The organism is Roseibium sp. SCP15 (genome assembly GCF_040329435.1).
Taxonomy (GTDB): domain Bacteria; phylum Pseudomonadota; class Alphaproteobacteria; order Rhizobiales; family Stappiaceae; genus Roseibium.
Genome location: NZ_JBDZYI010000002.1, coordinates 1,253,051 through 1,274,897 on the forward strand (window position 1 = coordinate 1,253,051; position 21,847 = coordinate 1,274,897).

Here is a 21,847-nt window from a genome sequence, read left to right on the forward strand (position 1 = left end):
TTTCGTTGTCTTTCCCTTGACGCGGAACACCCATCGCGCAATTTTTCAAAGCCCACATTTACGCAGCTTGCATCAGCTGCCACTTCCAGATCTGGAACCGCGCTTCAAACGAGGATACCGCCATGACGCTTCGCAATGGCAAAGAGTTTTTGATGATTCCAGGGCCAACGAACGTGCCCGAAGAAGTCTTGAGAGCCATGCACAGGCCGGCGGTTGATATTTATGAAGGTCCGCTGCTGGAAACCACGGATTACTGCCTGAAGAGCCTGAAAAAACTGTTCCGCACCGCGGGCAAGACATACATCTATGCCGCAAACGGTCATGGCGCATGGGACTCTGCGCTGTGCAACACATTGAAGAGGGGCGACAAGATCCTTGTGCTGGAGTCGGGCCGCTTTGCGCTCGGCTGGGGTGAAGCGGCAGCTGTGAGCGGGCTGGACGTGGAAGTTCTACCAGGTGCATGGGACAAGGGCGTTGATCCGGCAAGGCTGGAGGAGCGCTTGAGACAGGACAGCGCGCATGAAATCGCGGCGGTTCTGGTTGTTCAGGTGGATACCGCGTCAGGTGTCTGGAACGATGTTGCAGCACTGCGTAAAGCCATCGATGCAGCCAACCATCCTGCGCTCTACATGGTGGATACGATCGCCTCGCTCGGCTGCATGCCATTCGAAATGGACGAATGGGGTGTTGATGTCGCTCTGACCGGCTCACAAAAAGGGCTGATGTGTCCACCCGGTCTTTCCTTTGTTGCAGCCGGTCCCAAAGCTGACAAGGCACATGAGACCGCTGACTTGCGAACCAACTATACGGACTGGACCTTTCGCCAGGGGCCAGAACATTACCAGAAGTACTGCGGCACTCCCCCGGAGCATCTCCTGTTTGCCTTCCACAAAGCCCTCGACCTGATTTTTGCCGAAGGCCTGGAAAAGGTCTGGCACCGCCATGCATTGCTTGGGGAAGCAACGCGCCGCGCGGTGGCTGAATGGTCAAGGAACGGTGCGGTTGAATTCAACATCAGCGATCCGCACGCACGCTCCAACAGCGTAACGGTTCTTCGATTGGCCAATGGGGATGCGGCAGCCTTGCGCGCCTTCACCAAGGATGTTTGCGGCGTCACTGTGGGCGGCACAATCGGCGAACTGTCCGGCAAGGGAATTCGTATCGCCCATATGGGGCACGTGAACGCGGTCATGCTGCTGGGGACGCTTGCTGCAATCGAACTCGGTTTCGAGAAACTGGCAATTCCATATGGCAAAGGCGGAGTACAGGCTGCAATCGACTACCTGGCAACGGCTGTTTGACAACCTGCTGTGACCAGCTGTCATTGGTCTGGGCCAAATACTGAAGACACGAGGGGGCGATGGCGATCTTACTGAACCTGGCGGGTGCGCTTGGACTGTTCCTTTATGGAATGAAGGTGATGAGCGACGCCCTGTCGGAGCTTGCGGGGCGCAGTCTCAGAACAACCCTCGGCAAATTAACCTCCAACAGGTTCAAGGCCGTCTTCACCGGTGTCTTCATCACCTGCGTCATCCAGTCGTCATCGGCGACAACGCTCATGGTTGTCAGCTTCGTCAATGCTGGTCTCCTGTCGCTGACCGGGGCGATCCCGGTAATAATGGGCGCCAATATCGGCACCACCTTCACGGCCTGGCTGATCGCATTGCTCGGCTTCGGCGTGTCGATGACCGCCATTGCCATTCCGTTGATGGCACTCGGTTTCGTTCTGTTTTCAATGTCGTCGGCCCAGGCGCGCAAGTGGGGCGGTGTCATTATTGGTTTCGGACTGCTGTTCATCGGACTTGAGTTCATGAAGGACGCGGTGCCCGATCTGCAGAACAATCCGGCGGTCTATGAGTTCATCGAGCGCGCATCCGGATACGGCTTCCTCTCAACGCTGCTGTTCCTGCTTATCGGCACGGCCCTCACCGTCGTGTTGCAGTCTTCCAGCGCCACCATGGCCATTACCATCGTGGCAGCAAGCCAGGGCTGGCTCCCGTTTGAAGCTGCCACCGCCATCATTCTTGGTGAAAATGTCGGAACAACCATCACCGCCAACCTGGCGGCGCTGGTGGCCAATACCAATGCCAAACGAGCCGCTCTTGCGCACCTGTTCGTCAATGTGTTCGGTGTTGTCTGGGCGCTGTTGTTCCTGCAACCGTTGATCGGACTGGTCGTCCATGCCGCGTTGCTGGCTGGAAGCGGTTCCCCCCTGACGGACGCTGCCGCGGTACCTCTCGGTCTTGCTCTCTTCCACAGCGTCTTCAACGTTCTGAATGTTGCGCTTCAGATCGGTTTCGTTCCATTGCTCGCCAGGCTCGTGACAGCGGCAATCACGGACAAGCCCGACCCGGAACGCGAATTTGCCCAGCCACAGTTCCTGACGGCTTCTGCGCTGAAATATCCCGAAACTGCAATCGATGCCTTCCTGAAGGAATCCCGGCGGTTGTTCAACAACGCCCTGTTCGAGGGTGTCGCCCACGGCCTCTCTCTGTCGAGAACCAAGATCCAGTCCCGGGCCTCGCTGGAGGACGCTATCCGGCAAGCAGGACCGGTGCAACCATACGACACCCAGACGCTGTTTCTGAATCGCATCGAACCGCTCTATGAAGAAATGCTGCGCTATTCCTCCGACATTCTGGCAAGACATGACCTTTCCGAAGCGCAGCAGGATCAGATCCAGGCAATCCGGCTGGCCGACCGCCGCATGCTGGACGTATTGAAAAATATCGCTGTTCTCAACACGATCGCCATCCGGGATGCCGATCCTTCCAATCCCCCATTTCTTCATGAATTAGATTCAATTCGGCTTGTCGTCGCTCGCTTGCTTCGCTCACTGTTCGAGCTTTTCAATGAAGAACCGGAGCAGCGCACTCACGAAGCGTTCAAGACCCTGAGGCGGGACGCCGATCAACATGACATCACGATATTTTCCGAAGTGGACGAGCTCATCCGCGAACAAAAAATCACGCCCTCAGAAGGCGCAGCGCTGATCAATGCAAGTGCAATCACTAAACATGTCACACGTGATCTGGTGAAGGCTGCACGCACGCTTTACGGTGACCTGCACCACAACGAGAACCTGGAAGACCTGGAAGCAAATTAATAAGATCGTTTGACCGGCGTCCCGTCAGGCGTGTTTTCCAGCCATCATGGCGGCAGCCATTTTACTGAGCTCCGGCCGGTTAAGCTTGCCAACGGCGGTAAGCGGCAGGCTTTCCAGGAAGACAATAGCTTCGGGTGCCTTGTAGCCCACTCTCTCCCGCGCGAATTGCAGCAACTCCCGCGATTCCGGCCTTGCGTCCTCTTTCTTCAACGTCACGAAAGCCCAAACGTTCTGACCGTGCACCAGGTCATCCACACCAACGACACCGGCATAGGCAACCGAAGGGTGATCCATCAAGGCGTCTTCAACATCCTGCGGATTGATGTTCGAACCGTCGTGAATGATGATCTGCTTCTTGCGGCCGCAAAACCACAGGTAACCATCTTCATCCGCACGCATGATATCACCGGAATCGAGCCAGCCCAATTTCAGGATCCGGTCGGTGGCATCCCGGTCGTTCCAGTAACCCGTCATTGTGCAGGGGCTCTTGACCCAGTGTTGACCTTCAACACCTATCGGAACCTCCTGGCCCTCCATATCCCTTATCGCGGACGTGTAACCCGGATTGTTCAGCCCAACCGAGCCGAGTTTGTTAAGGCCATAGGGCGGATTGAGGTGCGATGTGCCGATCTCCGTCATTCCGTAGGCTTCATTGATCGGGATCCCCGCAATTTCAGTGAACTCCTTTTCCAACTCGGCCGACAGTTTGTCTCCGCCGGACATGACCAGGCGAAGGGACTCAAAATCGGCAGACGTTGAGTGAATATCCCGGATCAAACCGAAGAGCGCAGCTGGCAGAATCAGGGAAACCGTTGGTCGATTTGACCGTAAAAGCGGCAGCAAGCCTTCGGCATCAAAGGTCGGCGCGAGGCACACTTCCGCTCCCGCCCAAAGTCCAGACAGTGAAAGCTTGATGGACCCCATATGCGAGGCGGAGGACGCAGCCAGCAGGACATCGTCCTGCGTCATGACCAGGGCCTTGGAAAAGCTGGAGGTAATGTATCCGAACGTTTTCAGGCTGTGAGTGACGCCCTTCGGTTTTCCCGTGCTGCCGGAGGTGAAGAGGATGAACGCAGGATCATCGTAATTCACCTGGGGAGGTGAAAAGTCTTTCGTTTCTTCACTCAACAGTCGTTCCAGGCTGTCATCGGCACCAGTCTGATCTCCTTCAAAGAAGAAGAGTCCCTTCGGCAGTATTCCGGCTTCTTCACTTGCTTCGATTTCAGATGCCCTCTCCGAATGCACGATCATCATTGCCGGCTGCACCGTTGCCAGTGCGTGATCGATTTCCGAAGCGGTGTATCTGTAGTTCAGCGGCATCGCGACGAGGCCCGCCTTCATGCAAGCCAGATAGTGCACAATGAGTGCAGACCTGTTCGGCATCAAAGATGCCACCACGCAACCTGGTGACAATTCCATGCTGACGTAATGCCCGGCAAGGCGGTCAGAGAGCGTCTCCAGCTCCAGCCAGGTCAATCGCGCATCCGACCCGGTCAGCGCATAGGCATCCGGTTTTTCACGAACGTGAGACGAAATCAGCGACCGCAGGTCCGCAGCTTCTTCAAGTGGACTGCCATGCAGCAAGTTGTCGCCCTCCCTACCAACTCCCTACCGGGTGTCCGCTATTGAAGAACATCTCTTCGTCCGGTCAAAGCCTTTCTTCCAGGCGCTCACAGATGGCCTTGAGCACCTGAACCCGGGCATGCCTCTTGTCTTCGGAAGACACCAGTGTCCATGGGGCATAGTGAGTTGAGGTGCGATCGACCATGTCGCCCGCAGCGACGGCATACTGGTCCCACTTCAGGCGATTGCGCCAGTCTTCGTCGGTGATCTTGTGCTGCTTGTAGGCAATGTCCTCGCGAAGCTTGAAGCGGCGCAGCTGTTCTTCTTCGGAAATTGCCAGCCAGAACTTGCAGACGATGTAGCCGAAGTCTGTCAGTTCCTGCTCGAACTCGTTGATTTCATTGTATGCCCGGAGCCAGTCATCATGCCCGGCAAATCCTTCGACACGCTCGACAAGCACGCGTTCGTACCAGGACCGGTCGAAAATGGCGAAATGGCCCTTGCGGGGAACCCGGCGCCAGAAGCGCCAAAGATAGGGCCGGGCCTTCTCTTCATCGGTAGGTGCCGAAATCGGGTGGACCTTGTAAATTCTGGGATCCAGTGGTCGGATCACCCGCCGGATCGCGCCCCCTTTTCCGGCTGCGTCGTTGCCCTGGAACACGAGGACGACACCGGTCTTGGACATGGCCTTGCGATCGGAGAGTTCCGACAAGACCTTCTGATACTTGTCCCTCAGCTCCTCGTATTCGGCCTTCTGGAGCTTGGCAGTCAGATCGATCGTGTCCACCGCGGTTTCCCGCTTCAGGCCGCCGACCACGGGCGGCGCGGCGACCGAGTGCGGCTCGCCGTCTTCCAGTTTCAATTTCATGGACCGGGCAACCGTCTGGGCAAGCGCCGCATCCCGATATTCCGGGTCCTGGGACGGGATCACGAACCACGGCGCGTACCCCTTGCTGGTCTCAAGGATGATTTTTTCACCTGCCTGGGTGGCTTTCTTGTGATGTTTCAGGGCCGCCCAGTCCACCAGCACGTGACGTGCGGCATGTTTCTTTTCAATCTTCTTCAGCCGCTCTTCCTGCACATCTTTCGGCAGAAAGAACCAGAACTTGAGGATCAGCACATCTTCGTTGGACAGCATTTCCTCGAAGCGGCGGATGCGCACCAGTGCTTTCTCAAATGCGTCCTCATCGATCTTCTTGTAGATCAAGTCCCGCAGGATCGACTGGTACCAGCTGCCAAAGACAATGGCCGTTTCACCCTTTGCCGGCAGGTCCCGCCAGTACCTCCAGAGCGGCGGGCGCAAGCGGGCCTCGTCCATCGGTTCGCCATAGGCATTGCACCCCAGATGGCGAGCATCCATCCAGCCATAAAGCCGCGCGACCGCTTCGCCCTTGCCCGCACCGTCCAGACCGTCAACGAGAATCAGTGTCGAAAACTGCTTGTTCTCCACCACGGGCAACTGTGCCGCAAGCAGATCTTCCCTCAGTTTCGGCTCCAGTTTCTTAAAGGCCTTCTTGTCCATTTTTTGTGGCAGTCGGGCAGATTCGAACATCGGGGCCTCCGTGGAAAAACGCGCTGATTGCATATTGAATCAGCTGAAACCAAAAGGCCATGTTCCAGATCAAAGGTTCGAAATTGCAGAAGAATCCGTTTTTTCCTGTTGGAGGAAACAATGGAGGCCTATATGAAACGATATCAGAGCCCGACAGGTTTTGCCTGGACCGGTCTCGATCTTGACCACATGACTTTCGTCGAACCGGCAGATGTCCGTATCTGATTTTATTGATCCCATACTAAGCTTCATTGCCAACAATCCGTCGCTTGCGGGTTTGATCTGCTTTCTGGCAGCGATGGGCGAAGCTCTTTTCATCATCGGGTTGTTCGTGCCGACAACAGTCGTTCTGGTTGGCGCCGGCACACTTGTAGGCCTTGGCAAGCTGGATCCGGTGCCGCTGTTCATCTGGACAACGCTCGGTGCAACCGCGGGCGACGCGATCTCCTATTGGATCGGCTACACGTTCAAAGACAAGATCAAGCGCATGTGGCCGCTCAACAAATATGCGCACATGATCGAGAGCGGAGAAAAATTCTTTCAACAACACGGCGGCAAAAGCGTTTTCATCGGCCGGTTCGTTCCGGGCGTCAAATCCGTCGTTCCCGGGATCGCCGGGATGGCCGGAATGAATTTCACACGGTTTTCCGTGGTCAACGTCACGTCCGCCTTTGCGTGGACGATTGCCCATATGGGCCCTGGCATCATCGCAGGTTCTGCACTTGGTGCGATCGGTCAGATCAGCGGACGCCTGGCATTCGTGTTGGGAGCGCTGCTGGTCGTCATCTTCCTGATCGTCATGCTTGGCCGCTGGCTGATCCTGATCATTCTGCCGCTGTTTCCAAACACGCATGCAATGATTGTCAGCTGGTTTGCCAAACGTGATGACCGGGTCTCCCGCTGGATTGCGCAAAACTTCGACCCTGCCCATCCGCGTTCGACCGGCATGCTGGCTTCCGCCCTGCTGCTGCTGATCAGCATGCCTGCATTCTTCTGGATCATGGGCGAAGTTGCTCCGGGCGAACCGATGGTGCGAGCCGATCTTGCCATCTTGAACCTGTTCGACAGCCTCCGCACGCCAGTCGGCGACAAGATCATGGTGTTCATGACAACCCTTGGCGACGGCGTTGTCGTCACCGGGGTTACAGTCGCTGTGGCTGCGTATCTGTTCGGCAGAAAAGCCTGGCGGCGCGGCATCGGCTTCGTCATCGCCATGGCGGGAACGGCAATGTTCGTTCCGCTCATCAAGCTTCTGTTGCACCGCTCCAGACCGATAGAGCTTTATGCCGGTGCTGACGCCTACAGTTTCCCCAGCGGACACGCGACGCTCAATGCCGTCCTTTTCGGCATTTGTGCGGTCTTGATTGCCCACGACCTGAAGAGATGGGCCAAGGCAGGTATTTTCACGGTGTTCGCGACCTATGTGATCACCATAGGCTTCTCGCGCATTTATCTTGGTGCTCACTGGATGTCGGACGTTCTGGCCGGTCTCCTGTTTGGCACGGCGATGGTCTCGGCGTTCGCGTTTGTGTTCGGCCCCATTCACAACGAGAAGATCGGCCGTGCAACACTGGCATGGATCGTGGTGGTCACGCTGGCGGCCTTCGGTGGTTGGCATCTGTCCACGAGCTTCGACAAGGCGTTGCTGACTTACGAACCGCGAACCAATAAGGAAGTCATGACCGCGTCCAGCTGGCGCGAATATGGCTGGATTTCCGTTCCGGCCCGCCGGATCGAATTGAACGGAGACCGGGAAGAGCCGCTGGTCATTCAGTATGCCGGTTCGTTGCGGCGCTTTGCCGACATTTCCGAAAAGGATGGCTGGCATTTGCCGCCCAAATGGTCGCTCACAACGGCCGGTGGATTTGTCGAGGGAGAAACGCCGCCGGATTCGCTACCGATCCTTCCGCGCAGCCAGAACGGTCATCAACCAGATCTCGTTCTGATCAGGAAAGATCCAGGCAAAGACAAGAGTGGACGATGGGTTCTGCGCCTGTGGCCCAGCCAATACGAAGTTCTGGAAGGAGGCCGCCTGCAGCCTCTATATGTCGGCTCCGTGGTGCATGAGGACATCGTACGCCCGCTTGGAGAATTCTCCGGGCCACGCACCGACATCCATGCACCTCCCCTGGCTGACAATCCTGCCACGCATATACCCGGTTCTGTGATCCGGACACGGTCGGATGGAACGGAAGTCGTTCTGGGTTTCGCGGAAGACAAGACAGGACAGCCATAAGGTCTAATTCAGTCCCCTTACCAGAAACAAAGTGAGGAAGTTTTCTTCCTCTCTGCAATCCCGCTTTGACTCGAGCGAATGCAAATCAGCCGGTACTGACGCATTTTCAGTGCCTTGCGGCGCAATTTTTCCATCTTTCAGCCTGCGACACCTCGTCTTCGGGGAACTACTTGCGACTTTGTTATTATATTCATATATTCGAATATAACGTAATTAGGAAACCACCATGACTGACTTCACTCCTCTTCTGAGTTTTGCCGGCGGCACGATGATCGGCCTTGCCGTGGTCGCCTTGATGGCGGTTCACGGCCGCATCGCCGGTATCAACGGCATTGTCAGCGGCTTTCTGACAACCCAGCTGACGCAGGACTGGGCTTGGCGGGCGGCGTTTTTGGCGGGAATGGTCGCCAGCCCTTTGATCATGCTCGCAGTGACCGGGCAGCTCCCGACCATCTCGATACCATCTTCTCCCGTGCTGCTCGCAGTCGGCGGATTTCTGACCGGCGTCGGTACCACGCTCGGCTCCGGATGCACGAGTGGGCACGGGGTGTGCGGTATGTCCAGGCTGTCGGCCCGCTCCATTGCGGCGACACTTACCTTCATGGCCACCGCCATCGCGACCGTTTTTCTGACCCGTCACGTCTTTGGAGGCTGATCGAATGAGACTTGTTTTTGCTTTCGCATTTGGCCTTCTGTTCGGCAGCGGTATACTGATTTCCGGAATGGGAAATCCGGCAAAGGTCCTGAATTTTTTTGATCTCGCAGGAACCTGGGATCCGAGTCTTGCCTTCGTCATGGGCGGCGCGTTGCTGGTCACGGCTATCGGCTATCGTCTGGTGTTCCGCATGCAAAAGCCCCTGCTGGCGCAGGCATTCAGCCTGCCGAGCAAACAGGATCTGGACGTCAGATTGCTCGGTGGCTCCGCCATATTCGGTGTCGGCTGGGGTCTGAGCGGCTTCTGCCCGGGTGGTCTCATTCCGGTGCTCGGACTTGGCATGAGCGGCCCATTGCTGACAGCAGCAGCCATCGCGGCAGGTATTGTTTCGGCCAGATGGATGATCAAATTGAACTATGGCGGACAACCGGCCGGTGCCTGATCCCAACAGAGTACGGCCGCTAATAGGGAGATAATAATGAGCAGTTCAAACTACCCGGTCGACATGGCTGTCAAACCGGAAGTGAAGGCCTTTTTCGATCCGGCGACGAACACGATCAGTTACGTCGTGAAGGATCCGGCGACCAATTCGTGCGCCGTGGTCGACAGTGTCATGGATATCGACTATGCGGCCGGCCGTATCACTTACGATCATGCCGACGAAATCATTGCCCATATCCAGGACAATGGCCTGAAGCTTGAATGGCTCATTGAAACGCATGTCCATGCCGATCACCTGTCGGGTGCACCGTATATTCAACAGAAGCTAGGCGGCAAACTCGGCATCGGCGACAAGATAACCGTGATTCAGGAAACCTTCGGCAAGGTCTTCAACGAAGGCACGGAGTTTCAACGCGACGGTAGTCAGTTCGATCAGCTGTTCAAGGATGGCGACAGCTACCAGATCGGCGAAATGACGGCATTTGTCATGTACACGCCTGGTCACACGCCTGCCTGCATGGTGCACGTCATGGGTGATGCGACTTTTGCAGGCGACACATTGTTCATGCCGGACAGCGGCTCCGCCCGCGCGGACTTCCCCGGCGGTGACGCGGGCACGCTCTATGATTCAATTCAGAAGGTTCTCTCGCTACCCGACGACATGCGCCTGTTCATGTGCCACGACTACGGGCCCAATGGACGGGACATTCAGTGGGAGACGACCGTCGGCGCGGAGAAAGAGCACAACATTCATGTCGGCGGCGGCAAGACGAAAGCAGAATTCGTCAAGTTCCGCACGGAACGGGATGCCCAGCTCGACATGCCGAAACTGATCATACCCTCGCTGCAGGTCAACATGCGCGCCGGGAAACTGCCGCCAGCTGACGACAGCGGCAAGACATTCCTGAAGGTGCCGGTAAACACACTCTAGACCCGGGACACACGGGCAGATCCGCTCCGGTTCTGCCCTGTCATCGATTTATCTGCATTTTCAACGCATTGAATTGCGCAATTCTGAAGCCTGATCGCCATGCCAATTCGATCGGGGTCGTTCAGTGCGCTCAAAATCCGTTTTGAACAAAAGCGCCGGGAGGAAACGGCCATGACGATAAAGGCAATCAACTCGGAAATTTCCGTTGCCCCGCAGATCACACCAGACGATCTGACCGACATTGCCCAACTCGGATTCCGATCCGTCATCTGTAACCGGCCTGACGGCGAAGGCGCTGACCAGCCGACCTTCGAAGAGATCGAGGCAGCCGCCGGAAAGTTTGGTATTGAAGTCCACTATCTTCCGATCGTTGCGGGAAAGGTGCGCGACGAGGACGCGGATGCTTTCAATGTGTTGATGAGCACGTTGCCCAAACCGGTGCTCGCCTATTGCCGAACCGGAACGCGCTCGGCAACGCTCTGGTCGCTGTCCCAGTCGGACAAGCTTCCGCTTGCAGACATTCTGGCTCAGTCCAAATCTGCCGGTTATGACATGGCAGGCGTTGTGCGCCGGATCGCCAATGGCGGACGCACACCGACGGAATCGGCTGAAGATGCGCGTTTTGACGTCGTGATCGTGGGGGGTGGCGCTGCTGGCATCTCGGTCGCCTCCAGTCTCCTGGCCCGCAAATCCGATCTGAATGTCGCGATCATCGATCCGGCCGATGTACACTATTATCAACCCGGCTGGACCATGGTCGGCGGGGGTATCTTCAATGCGTCCGACACCGCGAAGACCATGGGTTCACTGATCCCGCGCGGGGTACACTGGATCAAATCAGCCGTTGCTGCGTTTGAACCGCAGGACAACGCCGTTGTGCTGGATGGTTGCCGTGTCGTCAAATATGGCCGTCTGGTCGTCTGCCCGGGCCTTAAACTCGACTGGCACGGGGTGGAAGGCCTGGTCGATACGCTCGGCAAGAACGGCGTCACCTCCAACTACCGCTACGACCTGGCTCCCTATACATGGCGCCTGGTTCAGGAAATGGACGCGGGACGTGCGCTCTTCACGCAACCGCCCATGCCGATCAAATGTGCCGGCGCGCCGCAAAAGGCGATGTATCTTTCCGCTGACTTCTGGGTGAAAACCGCCAGGCTCGGCAGCATCGACATTCAGTTCATGAATGCCGGTGGCGTTCTCTTTGGCGTCAAGGACTACGTTCCGGCGCTGATGAATTACGTCGAACGCTACGGCGCCCAGCTGAACTTCTTTCACAATCTGGTCTCGATCGACGGACCGGCCAAAAAGGCTGTCTTCGAAGTGAAACAGCCGGGTCAGGAGCCAACGCGTTTCGAAACCGACTTCGACATGATCCACGTAACCCCGCCGCAGACCGCTCCCGACTTCATTCGCGTATCGCCGCTTGCCGATGGCGCCGGATGGGTGGACGTCGACCAGTCGACGCTTCGCCACAAGACCTATGACAACATATGGTCTCTGGGTGACGTCATGAACGCTCCCAATGCCAAGACTGCGGCCGCCGCCCGCAAGCAGGCACCGGTCGTCGCCGAGAACCTCGTGTCGGATATCGAAGGACACAGTGCAACGGCTCAGTATGACGGTTACGGATCCTGCCCCCTCACCGTGGAACGGGGCAAGATCGTACTCGCGGAATTCGGCTATGGCGGGACGCTGTTGCCGAGCTTTCCGCGATGGTTGGTGGACGGGACCAAACCAACGCGGACTGCATGGCTTCTGAAAGAGCGCATCCTGCCACCGATCTATTGGCGCGCGATGCTGCGCGGCAAGGAGTGGATGGCCAAACCGGAAAAAGTCACCGCTTCATAAGCCTTTAATCGAAAACCTGTTTCATCGCTCGAGCCGGTTCTCCGGCTCGAGCGATGTCCCGGCGGAATGAAAGCCCAATTGATGAACCTGCTTCAGCGCTATTTGCCCATCCTCGATTGGGGAAAGCGATACGACAAGGAAACTGCGACCAACGATCTGGTCGCTGCGGTGATCGTGACCATCATGCTGATCCCGCAATCGCTGGCCTATGCGTTGCTCGCCGGACTGCCGCCGGAAGTCGGACTTTATGCATCGATCCTGCCGCTGGTTGCCTACGCGCTTTTCGGCACCAGCCGGGCTCTGGCAGTCGGCCCGGTTGCCGTCGTTTCGCTCATGACCGCCTCGGCTGTCGGCGAACTGGTGCAGCAGGGCACGCCGGAATATCTCGGGGCGGCAATCGTCCTGGCATTCCTCTCCGGGTTGATGCTGGTCGTCATGGGGCTTTTCCGGCTTGGCTTCCTTGCAAATCTTCTAAGCCATCCGGTGATTTCAGGTTTCATCACCGCCTCCGGGCTGCTGATTGCCTCCAGCCAGCTGAAACACATTCTCGGCGTACCGGCGAACGGGCACACCCTTTACGATATCCTGCTGTCGATCCTCGATCACCTCAACGAAATCAACTGGATCACCTTCGCCATCGGAGCCGCAGCAACGGCATTTCTGTTCTGGGTTCGCAAGGGACTGAAAAAGATGCTGCTCGGGTTTGGTTTCAAGCCATTTCTTGCCGATATCCTGACCAAGGCCGGACCAGTGGCGGCCGTCGCCGTCACGACACTTGCCTCCGCAACGTTTCACCTGGGGGAACGGGGGGTTCGGATCGTTGGCGATATCCCGTCCGGACTGCCCGTGCCGCAGTTGCCAGCCTTCGACAGCGAACTCTGGATGGCACTTGCCGGTCCCGCATTGCTGATTTCCGTGATCGGCTTCGTGGAATCCGTGTCAGTTGCACAAACGCTGGCGGCGAAGAAACGGCAACGCATCGATCCGGATCAGGAATTGATCGGCCTCGGGGCCTCCAATATTGCCTCTGCTGTTTCCGGCGGATATCCGGTGACGGGTGGTTTCGCGCGATCGGTCGTCAATTTCGATGCAGGTGCCGCAACGCCTGCGGCCGGTGCCTTCACTGCTGTCGGTATCGCGCTTGCAACCTTGTTCCTGACGCCGTTGCTGACCCATCTTCCCCAGGCAACTCTTGCTGCGACGATTATCGTGGCCGTTCTTTCGTTGGTCGATTTCGGTGCTATCAAACGCACCTTCGCCTATTCAAAGAGCGACTTTTCCGCGATGGCGGCGACCATCGCCGTTACGCTGGTTTTTGGTGTCGAACCAGGTGTCGTCACCGGCGTTCTGTTGTCCATCGCGCTTTACCTTTACCGCAACAGCCGCCCGCATATGGCGATTGTCGGTATCGTTCCGGGAACCGAACACTTCCGCAATGTCGACCGGCACAAGGTGGTCACAGGCGAAAGTGTGTTGACCTTGCGCGTCGACGAAAGCCTGTTTTTCGCAAATTCCCGCTATCTGGAAGACAGGGTCTATGAGCTTGTGGCAGAGAGACCTGAGATAGACCATGTCGTCCTGATGTGCCCGGCCGTGAATGAGATCGATGCCAGTGCCCTGGAAAGTCTTGAGGAGATCAATCACCGGCTTTCAGATTCCGGCGTCTGTTTCCACCTTTCGGAGGTCAAAGGACCTGTGATGGACCGGTTGAAAAGAACCGATTTTCTCGATCATCTGACGGGCCGGGTCTTCCTCAGCCAGTACGAGGCTTTGTGTGCGCTGGACCCGCTGACAGCGCATCTGGCAGAGGCCCGCACGCCGAAGAAAACCGCACGACCGGTTGTCTGGGCAGGGCCAGAGATCTGACCCCGAGGGGTCAATCAATCGCTGCCGTCAGCTTTCAGGACCGGATTGATCTTTTCGCAGAAGCGGAACTGGACCGGAGGCCTTTCGCCTTCCTGCACCAGCAGGCCATCGGTGCCCCTGGGCTGAACGGTCACCAGCTCAATCGCCTCTCCCCCATCGTTCATCAGGCAATTGATGGCCGCGCGCTGCGTATCACGGCTGCCCAACTCGGCCCCGTAAACCTGGCAGATGCGTCCCGGCATTTCCCAGAGTCCGCGATAGATGGCCAGGGTCGACCCCGGAGCACTCTGGTCGATGCGCGGAGCAGGACAATCTTTCAAGTCGCGCACCCAGATCCCTTGCGCGAAGCTGGCAAAACGCAGGTCGAGCGTTCGCCCCTGCAGCAACGGTGCCGATTTCGGCACCTGAATTTTCAAATCGCCTTTTCCTGCCAAGGCCGGTTCTCCCATCCCGGCGCTCAGCACGGCAAGCACAGCGCTCACCTTCACAAAATCAAACCGCATAACCCCTCCCGGATTGACTTATCCAATTCATAGATGCGCAATCCTTCCATTGGAACAGGCAATCTACACGGACCGATCAACTTCTGCGAGAGGTCGACTTGTCTATTTCGAACAAATGTGGAACAAAATTCACATGAACGAAGAAGCATCACATCAATCGGGCCGAATTCAGCTGGAGGATCCACTGGTTGACGGTCGTCAATCAGAAACAGCGCTGAAGGTTTGGCGTGGTGCTGCCCGGTTGCTCCGCCAAATGGATTTTGCCTGCCTGCCGGAAGTGACGCTTGCATCGGCGCGGCGGGCAGACCTCCTTGCCCTCGGCCCCAGGCACGAGCTCTGGATAATCGAGGTCAAGTCATCGATTGCAGATTTGCGAGCGGACAACAAATGGCCGGATTACCGCCAGCACTGCGATCGGCTCTATTTCGCCACCCATCCGGATGTTCCTGTCGATATCTTTCCCGAAGAAGCAGGCCTCATCATCTCCGACGGTTTCGGAGCGGAAATCCTGCGCGAAGCCCCTGAGCACAAGCTGGCTGCAGCCACGCGCAAATCGGTAACGCTTCGCTTTGCCCGCCATGCCGCTCATCGCCTGCATGACCTGTCGGACCCCGACGGCCGGCGCTTCTTTGACGGTCTTTAAGTGTTCAGACGGTCTGAAGCACCTGTCGCTGCCGGAATTTGAAGATTTCAATGCGATAAGCAGTGCTCTTTGTTTCAAGGTTTTCGCGGAACGCTAAAAATCAGCCACAAAAAAATGGCCGCGAACAAGTCGCGGCCAGGTACCAGATAGAACTTCGGTCTATTCTGGGAGGATCTTTCGGATCACATCAGGTGAATTCCGCTAGGCGAACAGGTTCACCAGGCTTTCCAGATATTCCTGTTTGCCGGATTTCGGCTGCGGCTCCAGGTCAGCCGCATGCACACGGTCTGCAAGGGCTTCGAGCGAAGAGCCTCCTTGCAGGATTTCCGCATTTTCCGGCTTCTGCCAACCGGCATACCGGTCGTCGACAAAACCTTTCAGGCGGCCGTCTTCGATCATGGCCGCTGCCGCCTTCAATCCACGGGCGATCGCATCGGCTGAGCCAACATGAGCCTGAATCAGGTCAACAGGATCGAGCGACTGGCGGCGCAGCTTGGCGTCAAAGTTGGTGCCACCGGAGGTGAACCCGCCCGCCATCAGGATCTCGTAATAGGCAAGCGCAAGTTCCGGCACGTTCATGCCGAAATGATCGGTATCCCAACCGCACTGGTAGTCGTTCCGGTTCATGTCAACGGAACCGAAAATGCCCAGGGAGCGTGCCATGTGCAGTTCGTGCTCGAAGGAATGACCGGCAAGAATGGCGTGACCCTGCTCAATGTTCATTTTCACTTCGTTCTCAAGGCCATAGGCTTTCAGGAAACCATAGACGGTCGCGACATCATAGTCGTACTGGTGTTTCGAGGGTTCCTGCGGCTTCGGCTCAATCAGGATGGCACCCTTGAAACCGATCTTGTGCTTGTACTCAACCACCATGTTCAGGAACCGGCCGAGCTGGTCGAGCTCCTGTTTGACGTCGGTGTTGAGCAAAGTCTCGTAGCCTTCACGCCCACCCCAGAGCACATAGTTCGCGCCATTGAGGCGTACCGTCACATCCATGGCGTTCTTCACCTGGGCCGCTGCATAGGCAAAGACATCTGGATCCGGGTTGGTCGCCGCGCCGCTCATGAACCGGCGATTGGAGAACATGTTGGCGGTTCCCCAGAGCAGCCCTATGCCGGTATCGGCCATTTTCTTCTCAAAGATGTCCGCAATCGCGTTCACATTGGCATTGCTCTCGGCAAGGGTTTTGCCTTCCGGGGCGACGTCGCGGTCATGAAACGTGAAGAACGGCATGCCCAGGATCTGGAACATCTCGAAAGCGACATCGGCCTTGAGCTTTGCCTGCTCCATGGGATCGCCTCCGGCCGCCATCCAGGAGCGCATGAACGTTTCGCCGCCGAACGGGTCGGAGCCCGGCCAGCAGAAGTTATGCCAATAACAAACGGCGAAACGCAGATGGTCTTCCATGCGCTTGCCAAGAACAATCTCGTCCTTGTTGTAGTGGCGATAGGTCAGCGGATCGCGGCTTTCCGGTCCGGCGAATTGAATCGGCTGCAAATCGCCGAAAAACCCAGTGCTCATGACAATTCTCCTTAGAAGCCAGCCTGCTTGAAGGCCGGATAGAGTTGACGCCAGCGGCCGAAGGCCTCGGCATATCTTTCAGTGAGGGCAGGAACGGGATCGATGCTCATCTTGAGTTCCGGTCTGGTGAAAATCCCGTTTGTTGTCTGTTCAGCTGCGGCCTGGCCAAGTCGAGCCGCACCGAGGGAGGCGCCGAAATCGCCATCGACCGGCACATCCACGGGCACGTTCAGCAAGCTGGCAATGATTTCCAGCCAGGTGCGCGAGCGCGACCCGCCGCCAACGGCCAGCAACCGGTCGACCCGTGTGCCGGCGACACTCAGGGCATCCAGGCAATCCTTGAGCGCAAACGCGACACCGTCGAGCACCGCATGTGTCAGCGCGGCATCGTCGCTCTGGTGGGAAATACCAGCAAAGCCAGCGCGAATTTCGACATCGTTGTGAGGTGTCCGTTCGCCGCCCAGATAAGGCAGGAACGATACCGGCGAAGGTCCGGTGACCTCACCCAGTCCCTCCGTCAACTCGCCCGGAGACTTTTTCAGGATACCTGAGAGCCAGTTGAGGCAGTCTGTTGCCGACAGGATAACGCCCATCTGATGCCAGGTGTCCGGCACGGCATGACAGAATGCATGGACCGCACCTTCCACGTTTGGCGAGAAGCGGTCATTGGTAACGAAAAGCACCCCGGACGTGCCGAGAGAGACGAAGGCCGAGCCCGGATCAACCGCACCGACACCGCACGCTGAGGCGGCATTGTCACCACCGCCACCGGCAATGACAGGCGGTGTTTCGATGCCCCATCGGGCGCACAGCTCCGCTTTCAGGGTTCCGGAGCCTTGCGCCCCCTCCACCAGACGTGGCATCTGCTTTCTGGTCAGTCCGGTTGCGGCGAGCAGATCGTCGCACCATTCTCTCTTTGCGATGTCCATCCAGAGCGTGCCGGCACTGTCCGACATGTCGCCGACATAGTCGCCAGTCAGCTTGAAACGCACATAATCCTTCGGCAGCAGGACCATCGCGGTCTTTGCAAAGATCTCCGGCTCGTTTTCCCGGACCCATTGCAGCTTGGGCGCAGTAAAGCCCGGCATGACCAGATTGCCCCCCAGGGACATGAACTTCGGCTCCGCAGCTGACAGTTCAGCGCATTGCTTTCCGGAACGTCCATCATTCCACAGGATGCACGGCCGGAGCGGCCTGCCTGCGTCATCCAGCAGTGTCGCGCCATGCATGTGACCGGAAAGGCCGATACCTTTCACGGCGGCCAACTCTTTAGGCGCTCGCTCCTTCAAGGCATCCAGAACGGTTTCGCAGGCGGTCCACCAGCTGTCGGGATCCTGCTCCGACCAGCCCGGATGCGGGCGTTCCACTGTCAGGTCCGCTGTCGCGGAGGCAACCAGAGACTGGTCCTCGCTGAGCAGAATGGCTTTCACCGAACTGGTGCCGATATCGAGACCGATATACATGAGGTGCGTTCCTCAAAAAGCTTCAAAAAGAATGCCGATGCCCGTTACAGGATCTCGGCGCACTGTTCTTATACGTGCCGGAACAAAAGCTTACGCCCTTTTCCGGCAGACAGACCCCGCGGGCTGACGCCCGCGGGACCAATTCGGTTTACCCGAGCACGGTATCATCGACAAGAGCACCGGGGCCCGGGGTCGCGCCTTCAGGGCATTTGCCAAGGATGATCATTCCGAGGACATCGTCGTCCGTCACATCGGTTGTCTTGGCGGTGCCGACCAACTGACCGTTTTTCATGACTGCGATCCGATCGCAAAGCTGGAACACGTCATGAATGTCATGGCTGATCAGGAAGATGCCGAGCCCCTGCTTTTTCAGCTCCTGGATCAACTCCGCCACCATCTGGGTTTCATGTACACCGAGCGCAGCTGTCGGCTCATCCATGATCAGGATCTTGGCATTGAAGTAGACCGCACGGGCAATTGCCACTGACTGGCGCTGACCACCGGACAGGGCTTTCACAGGTGCATGGAACTTTTTGAAGTTCGGATTGAGCCGGCCCATGATCTTGCGGGTTTCGGCTTCCATCTTGTCGTCGTCGACAAAGCCGAGAGGCGACGTCAATTCACGGCCGAGAAACAGGTTCGATGCCGCATCGAGGTTATCCGCCAGCGCAAGGGTCTGGTAGATCGTTTCGATGTTCTGCGCCCGAGCGTCCCGTGGTGAGTGAATGTGGACCTCTTCACCATTGATGCGGATCTCTCCACTATCGGCTTTGTACGCCCCCGAGAGGATCTTGATCAGCGTCGATTTGCCCGCACCGTTGTGACCGAGCAGGCCGACCACTTCGCCAGGGTAAAGATCAACGGAAACATGATCCACGGCGTGCACCCCGCCAAAGGAGATGCACATGTCTTTCATTTCTACGAGAGGGGTTGCCATCGCTTATTCTCCCGTGCGCTTGCGGTAGATGATGTCGACCAGAACGGCGAGAACCAGCACGGTGCCAACAACAATATTCTGAAGCGGAGCGTCGACACCGACCATGGCCATGCCCGACTGCAGTGACTGCATGATCAGGGCACCGAGAATTGCGCCATAGATCGTACCGACACCACCGGCCAGTGCCGTGCCGCCGATCACCGCTGCCGCAATCACCCGAAGCTCATCAAGCGTACCGATGTCATTGGTCGAAAAGCCGAGACGTGCCGAGGCAACCGCGGCTGCCAGCGCACACAATCCACCCATGATGGCGAAGATCTTCACCGTAAGGAAACGGGTGTTGATGCCCGAGAGCTCCGCCGCATCCGGATTGCCGCCTGTTGCGAAGATGTATCGACCCAACCGCGTGCGACGCGCGGTGACGGTCATGGCAACAGCCACCAGAATGAGAAGAACCACGGAATAAGGAATGCCATAGCCGACAGTCAGGCCCTCAGGCATCGTTTCACCAGCCGCTTCAAACATCCTTCTGAGACGAGCCTTGGGGATGTGATAGGCGTTCAGGACAGCGACAAATCCCATGATTGCGATCGTGGTGATCGCTCCAATTGTGACTTCAGCCCAGGCCGGCTTGACCGGAAACCCGTGCGATGCCTTGCGCCTGCGTGAGCCGATCTGCAGCCACAGCGACATGCCAACGGCAAGAATGCCGAAGATCCAGGACGCACTTTCCCCCATGGTGCCGCCGATGCCGCCGAGCATGGTGAAGGTTTCGTTGAGCGGACCTATGGTCTGGCCCGAGGTGATGAACCAGGCAACATTCCGCCAGACGAGAAGACCGCCCAGAGTGACAATGAAGGCAGGAATGCCCAGATAGCCGATCATCCAGCCCTGGAAAGCGCCGATGGCCACGCCCACGAAGATACCGGCAATGAGAGCGATTACCCAGATCGCGGGATGCCCGAGACCGAGAACGTCCGGATGGGCGAGGATGTCCGTCTGAACCACAGCCATGACCGCCGCAACGGTTGCCAGCAGAGACCCGACCGACAGGTCGATGTGACGGGTGACGATGACGAACACCATGCCCGTTGCCATGATGGCGACGGAAACGGTCTGGATCGTCAGGTTGAAGATGTTGCGCGGTGTAAGGAACCGGCCGTCCGTGAACACGTTGAACACCAGGCACAGAACGATAAACGCTCCGATCATGCCCAATAGGCGCGTGTCGAGCTGCAACGCGGCAAAGAAGTTTCGTGCTGCCGGGTTTTTCGACCCAGGCAGTGCGGTGTCGGACATAGAGGTTACTCCTGCTTGGAGACCATTACGCTTTCGCATCGGGTGGCCTGTCCCGGGGGGACTGCAGTGGCAGTCAACCCTGATTTGGCCCCGGTTCCTTAGAATAACCGGGGCCGCGCTTAAAGCGTACTGTTATTAGTTACAAGGCGCCGGGCCGTTTGAAACGCCCTGGCAGAGATCGTCCTTGGAGATCCAGCCAGCGTCGACGACGGCGGTCAGGTTATCCTTGGTGACCGGCAACGGAGCCAGGAACTTGGCGGTCAGCTCGGTGCCACCCGGGGAAGTCCATTTGGCTGCGCCCGGAACGTCGGACATTTCAGCACCGTCTGCCAGTGCAACGGCGATCTCACCGGCTTCCTTGCCGAGTTCACGCGCGTCTTTCCAGACCGAAACAGTCTGTGTGCCCTTGGCAACGCGGTTCAGAGCGGCATGGTCGCCGTCCTGACCTGAAACCGGAATGCCTTCCATGCCCTGAGCCGTCAGAGCTGCGACAACACCACCAGCGGTACCGTCGTTGGAAGCAACAACAGCATCAACCTTGTTGTCGTTGGCGGTCAGGATCTGTTCCATGTTGCGCTGAGCGTTCGCCGGCAACCAGCCATCGGTATAGGCTTCACCGACAATCTTGACGTCACCGGTGTCGATCGCAGCCTGCAGAACTTCCTGCTGACCACCGCGGAGGAAGTCCGCATTCGGGTCAGTCGGGGACCCCTTGATCATGACGTAGTTGCCCTTCGGCGCGGCGGCCAGAACCTCAGCGGCCTGCATACGGCCGACTTCGACGTTGTCGAAAGTCAGGTAGAAAGCACGCGGATCGTCGATGAGGCGGTCGTAACCGACAACCGGAATGCCTTCGTCGGCAGCAGCCTGAACAGCCGGACCGATAGCCTGAGCGTCCTGAGCCAGGATGATCAGGGCATTGGCACCCTGTGCGATCAGCGCTTCAACGTCGGACAGCTGCTTGGCAGAAGAGCTCTGTGCGTCAGCGGAAATATACTTGGCGCCGGCAGCTTCCAGAGCACCCTTGATGGCTGCTTCGTCGGTCTTCCAGCGTTCTTCCTGGAAGTTCGACCAGCTCACTCCGACAACGATGTCGGAAGCCTGGGCGGCTGTCAGTGCAGTCGCGGACAATAGGGCGCCCGCCAGCAAAGTGGTAATCTTACGCATTGCGATGTTTCCTCCAGTTGGCACAGCATACGTCGAGCTGCTGCGCCTAAAATGCGTCTGTTTAGCAAGGGCCTTTTTGAGGCGCCTGCAAATAGGACAACCTTGTTGTTATTTTT

The 21,847-nt window shown here is 57.6% G+C and carries 17 protein-coding genes; 9 read left to right on the top strand and 8 right to left on the bottom strand.

The annotated features are described in order from the left end of the window. Nucleotides 1-122 precede the first annotated feature (122 nt). Nucleotides 123-1,301: a pyridoxal-phosphate-dependent aminotransferase family protein gene (locus tag ABLO27_RS13170; protein WP_353033371.1), complete on the top strand. Its 1,179-nt coding sequence runs from the start codon at nt 123-125 to the stop codon at nt 1,299-1,301. A gap of 59 nt (nt 1,302-1,360) precedes the next feature. Beyond that, entirely contained in the window at nt 1,361-3,106 is a 1,746-nt protein-coding gene (locus ABLO27_RS13175) for a Na/Pi cotransporter family protein (protein WP_353033372.1), read from the top strand. 24 nt (nt 3,107-3,130) lie between these two features. On the opposite strand, the gene ABLO27_RS13180 is transcribed toward ABLO27_RS13175, so the two are convergent. Both ABLO27_RS13180 and pap read right to left on the bottom strand, forming a co-directional pair. Continuing rightward, nucleotides 3,131-4,690 carry a class I adenylate-forming enzyme family protein gene (locus tag ABLO27_RS13180; protein ID WP_353033373.1) on the bottom strand — a complete coding sequence of 520 codons (1,560 nt, stop codon included), beginning with the start codon at nt 4,688-4,690 and terminating at the stop codon, nt 3,131-3,133. A 64-nt stretch (nt 4,691-4,754) separates the two neighbouring features. After that, a complete protein-coding gene (pap, locus tag ABLO27_RS13185; protein WP_353033374.1) occupies nt 4,755-6,221 on the bottom strand; it encodes a polyphosphate:AMP phosphotransferase in 1,467 nt (488 codons plus the stop codon). Between the two features lie 211 nt (nt 6,222-6,432). Between pap and ABLO27_RS13190 the strand changes: the two genes are divergently transcribed. The 6 genes from ABLO27_RS13190 (at nt 6,433) to ABLO27_RS13215 (ending at nt 14,198) form a co-directional block, all read left to right on the top strand. Further along, entirely contained in the window at nt 6,433-8,457 is a 2,025-nt protein-coding gene (locus ABLO27_RS13190; RefSeq protein WP_353033375.1) for a bifunctional DedA family/phosphatase PAP2 family protein, read from the top strand. Nucleotides 8,458-8,683: 226 nt separating this feature from the next. Beyond that, nucleotides 8,684-9,112, top strand: a complete 429-nt coding sequence (locus ABLO27_RS13195; RefSeq protein ID WP_353033376.1) for a YeeE/YedE family protein — start codon at nt 8,684-8,686, stop codon at nt 9,110-9,112. A gap of 4 nt (nt 9,113-9,116) precedes the next feature. Next, on the top strand, nt 9,117-9,554 hold the full coding sequence (locus ABLO27_RS13200; RefSeq protein ID WP_353033377.1) for a DUF6691 family protein: 438 nt from the start codon (nt 9,117-9,119) through the stop codon (nt 9,552-9,554). Between the two features lie 36 nt (nt 9,555-9,590). Continuing rightward, on the top strand, nt 9,591-10,484 hold the full coding sequence (locus ABLO27_RS13205) for an MBL fold metallo-hydrolase (protein WP_353033378.1): 894 nt from the start codon (nt 9,591-9,593) through the stop codon (nt 10,482-10,484). Nucleotides 10,485-10,655: 171 nt separating this feature from the next. After that, nucleotides 10,656-12,332, top strand: coding sequence for a TIGR01244 family sulfur transferase (locus tag ABLO27_RS13210; RefSeq protein ID WP_353033379.1), 1,677 nt, complete (start codon nt 10,656-10,658; stop codon nt 12,330-12,332). Nucleotides 12,333-12,413: 81 nt separating this feature from the next. Beyond that, nucleotides 12,414-14,198: a SulP family inorganic anion transporter gene (locus ABLO27_RS13215; RefSeq protein WP_353033518.1), complete on the top strand. Its 1,785-nt coding sequence runs from the start codon at nt 12,414-12,416 to the stop codon at nt 14,196-14,198. A 14-nt stretch (nt 14,199-14,212) separates the two neighbouring features. Here the strand turns inward: ABLO27_RS13215 and ABLO27_RS13220 are convergent, their stop codons facing one another. Next, nucleotides 14,213-14,701 carry a hypothetical protein gene (locus tag ABLO27_RS13220; RefSeq protein WP_353033380.1) on the bottom strand — a complete coding sequence of 163 codons (489 nt, stop codon included), beginning with the start codon at nt 14,699-14,701 and terminating at the stop codon, nt 14,213-14,215. A gap of 133 nt (nt 14,702-14,834) precedes the next feature. Here ABLO27_RS13220 and ABLO27_RS13225 point away from each other — a divergent pair, with 133 nt between their 5' ends. Then, nucleotides 14,835-15,344 (top strand): MmcB family DNA repair protein, encoded by a 510-nt coding sequence (locus tag ABLO27_RS13225; protein WP_353033381.1) that lies wholly within the window; start codon nt 14,835-14,837, stop codon nt 15,342-15,344. Nucleotides 15,345-15,545: 201 nt separating this feature from the next. Here the strand turns inward: ABLO27_RS13225 and xylA are convergent, their stop codons facing one another. From xylA to xylF, 5 genes are all read right to left on the bottom strand, one after another. Next, nucleotides 15,546-16,865 carry a xylose isomerase gene (gene xylA, locus ABLO27_RS13230; RefSeq protein ID WP_353033382.1) on the bottom strand — a complete coding sequence of 440 codons (1,320 nt, stop codon included), beginning with the start codon at nt 16,863-16,865 and terminating at the stop codon, nt 15,546-15,548. Between the two features lie 11 nt (nt 16,866-16,876). Next, nucleotides 16,877-18,328 carry a xylulokinase gene (xylB, locus tag ABLO27_RS13235; protein WP_353033383.1) on the bottom strand — a complete coding sequence of 484 codons (1,452 nt, stop codon included), beginning with the start codon at nt 18,326-18,328 and terminating at the stop codon, nt 16,877-16,879. Between the two features lie 148 nt (nt 18,329-18,476). Next, nucleotides 18,477-19,244 carry an ATP-binding cassette domain-containing protein gene (locus ABLO27_RS13240; protein WP_353033519.1) on the bottom strand — a complete coding sequence of 256 codons (768 nt, stop codon included), beginning with the start codon at nt 19,242-19,244 and terminating at the stop codon, nt 18,477-18,479. 24 nt (nt 19,245-19,268) lie between these two features. Further along, nucleotides 19,269-20,564: a sugar ABC transporter permease gene (locus tag ABLO27_RS13245; RefSeq protein WP_353033384.1), complete on the bottom strand. Its 1,296-nt coding sequence runs from the start codon at nt 20,562-20,564 to the stop codon at nt 19,269-19,271. Between the two features lie 135 nt (nt 20,565-20,699). Beyond that, nucleotides 20,700-21,731, bottom strand: coding sequence for a D-xylose ABC transporter substrate-binding protein (gene xylF / locus ABLO27_RS13250; protein ID WP_353033385.1), 1,032 nt, complete (start codon nt 21,729-21,731; stop codon nt 20,700-20,702). Nucleotides 21,732-21,847 lie beyond the last annotated feature (116 nt).

Excerpts from the sequence above, each read along its gene's own strand:
- ABLO27_RS13170 (WP_353033371.1), top strand. The coding sequence starts at position 123 with ATGACGCTTCGCAATGGCAAAGAGTTTTTGATGATTCCAGGGCCAACG.
- ABLO27_RS13175 (WP_353033372.1), top strand. The coding sequence starts at position 1,361 with ATGGCGATCTTACTGAACCTGGCGGGTGCGCTTGGACTGTTCCTTTAT.
- pap (WP_353033374.1), bottom strand. The coding sequence starts at position 6,221 with ATGTTCGAATCTGCCCGACTGCCACAAAAAATGGACAAGAAGGCCTTT.
- ABLO27_RS13190 (WP_353033375.1), top strand. The coding sequence starts at position 6,433 with ATGTCCGTATCTGATTTTATTGATCCCATACTAAGCTTCATTGCCAAC.
- ABLO27_RS13195 (WP_353033376.1), top strand. The coding sequence starts at position 8,684 with ATGACTGACTTCACTCCTCTTCTGAGTTTTGCCGGCGGCACGATGATC.
- ABLO27_RS13200 (WP_353033377.1), top strand. The coding sequence starts at position 9,117 with ATGAGACTTGTTTTTGCTTTCGCATTTGGCCTTCTGTTCGGCAGCGGT.
- ABLO27_RS13205 (WP_353033378.1), top strand. The coding sequence starts at position 9,591 with ATGAGCAGTTCAAACTACCCGGTCGACATGGCTGTCAAACCGGAAGTG.
- ABLO27_RS13210 (WP_353033379.1), top strand. The coding sequence starts at position 10,656 with ATGACGATAAAGGCAATCAACTCGGAAATTTCCGTTGCCCCGCAGATC.
- ABLO27_RS13215 (WP_353033518.1), top strand. The coding sequence starts at position 12,414 with ATGAACCTGCTTCAGCGCTATTTGCCCATCCTCGATTGGGGAAAGCGA.
- ABLO27_RS13220 (WP_353033380.1), bottom strand. The coding sequence starts at position 14,701 with ATGCGGTTTGATTTTGTGAAGGTGAGCGCTGTGCTTGCCGTGCTGAGC.
- ABLO27_RS13225 (WP_353033381.1), top strand. The coding sequence starts at position 14,835 with ATGAACGAAGAAGCATCACATCAATCGGGCCGAATTCAGCTGGAGGAT.
- xylA (WP_353033382.1), bottom strand. The coding sequence starts at position 16,865 with ATGAGCACTGGGTTTTTCGGCGATTTGCAGCCGATTCAATTCGCCGGA.
- xylB (WP_353033383.1), bottom strand. The coding sequence starts at position 18,328 with ATGTATATCGGTCTCGATATCGGCACCAGTTCGGTGAAAGCCATTCTG.
- ABLO27_RS13240 (WP_353033519.1), bottom strand. The coding sequence starts at position 19,244 with ATGAAAGACATGTGCATCTCCTTTGGCGGGGTGCACGCCGTGGATCAT.
- ABLO27_RS13245 (WP_353033384.1), bottom strand. The coding sequence starts at position 20,564 with ATGTCCGACACCGCACTGCCTGGGTCGAAAAACCCGGCAGCACGAAAC.
- xylF (WP_353033385.1), bottom strand. The coding sequence starts at position 21,731 with ATGCGTAAGATTACCACTTTGCTGGCGGGCGCCCTATTGTCCGCGACT.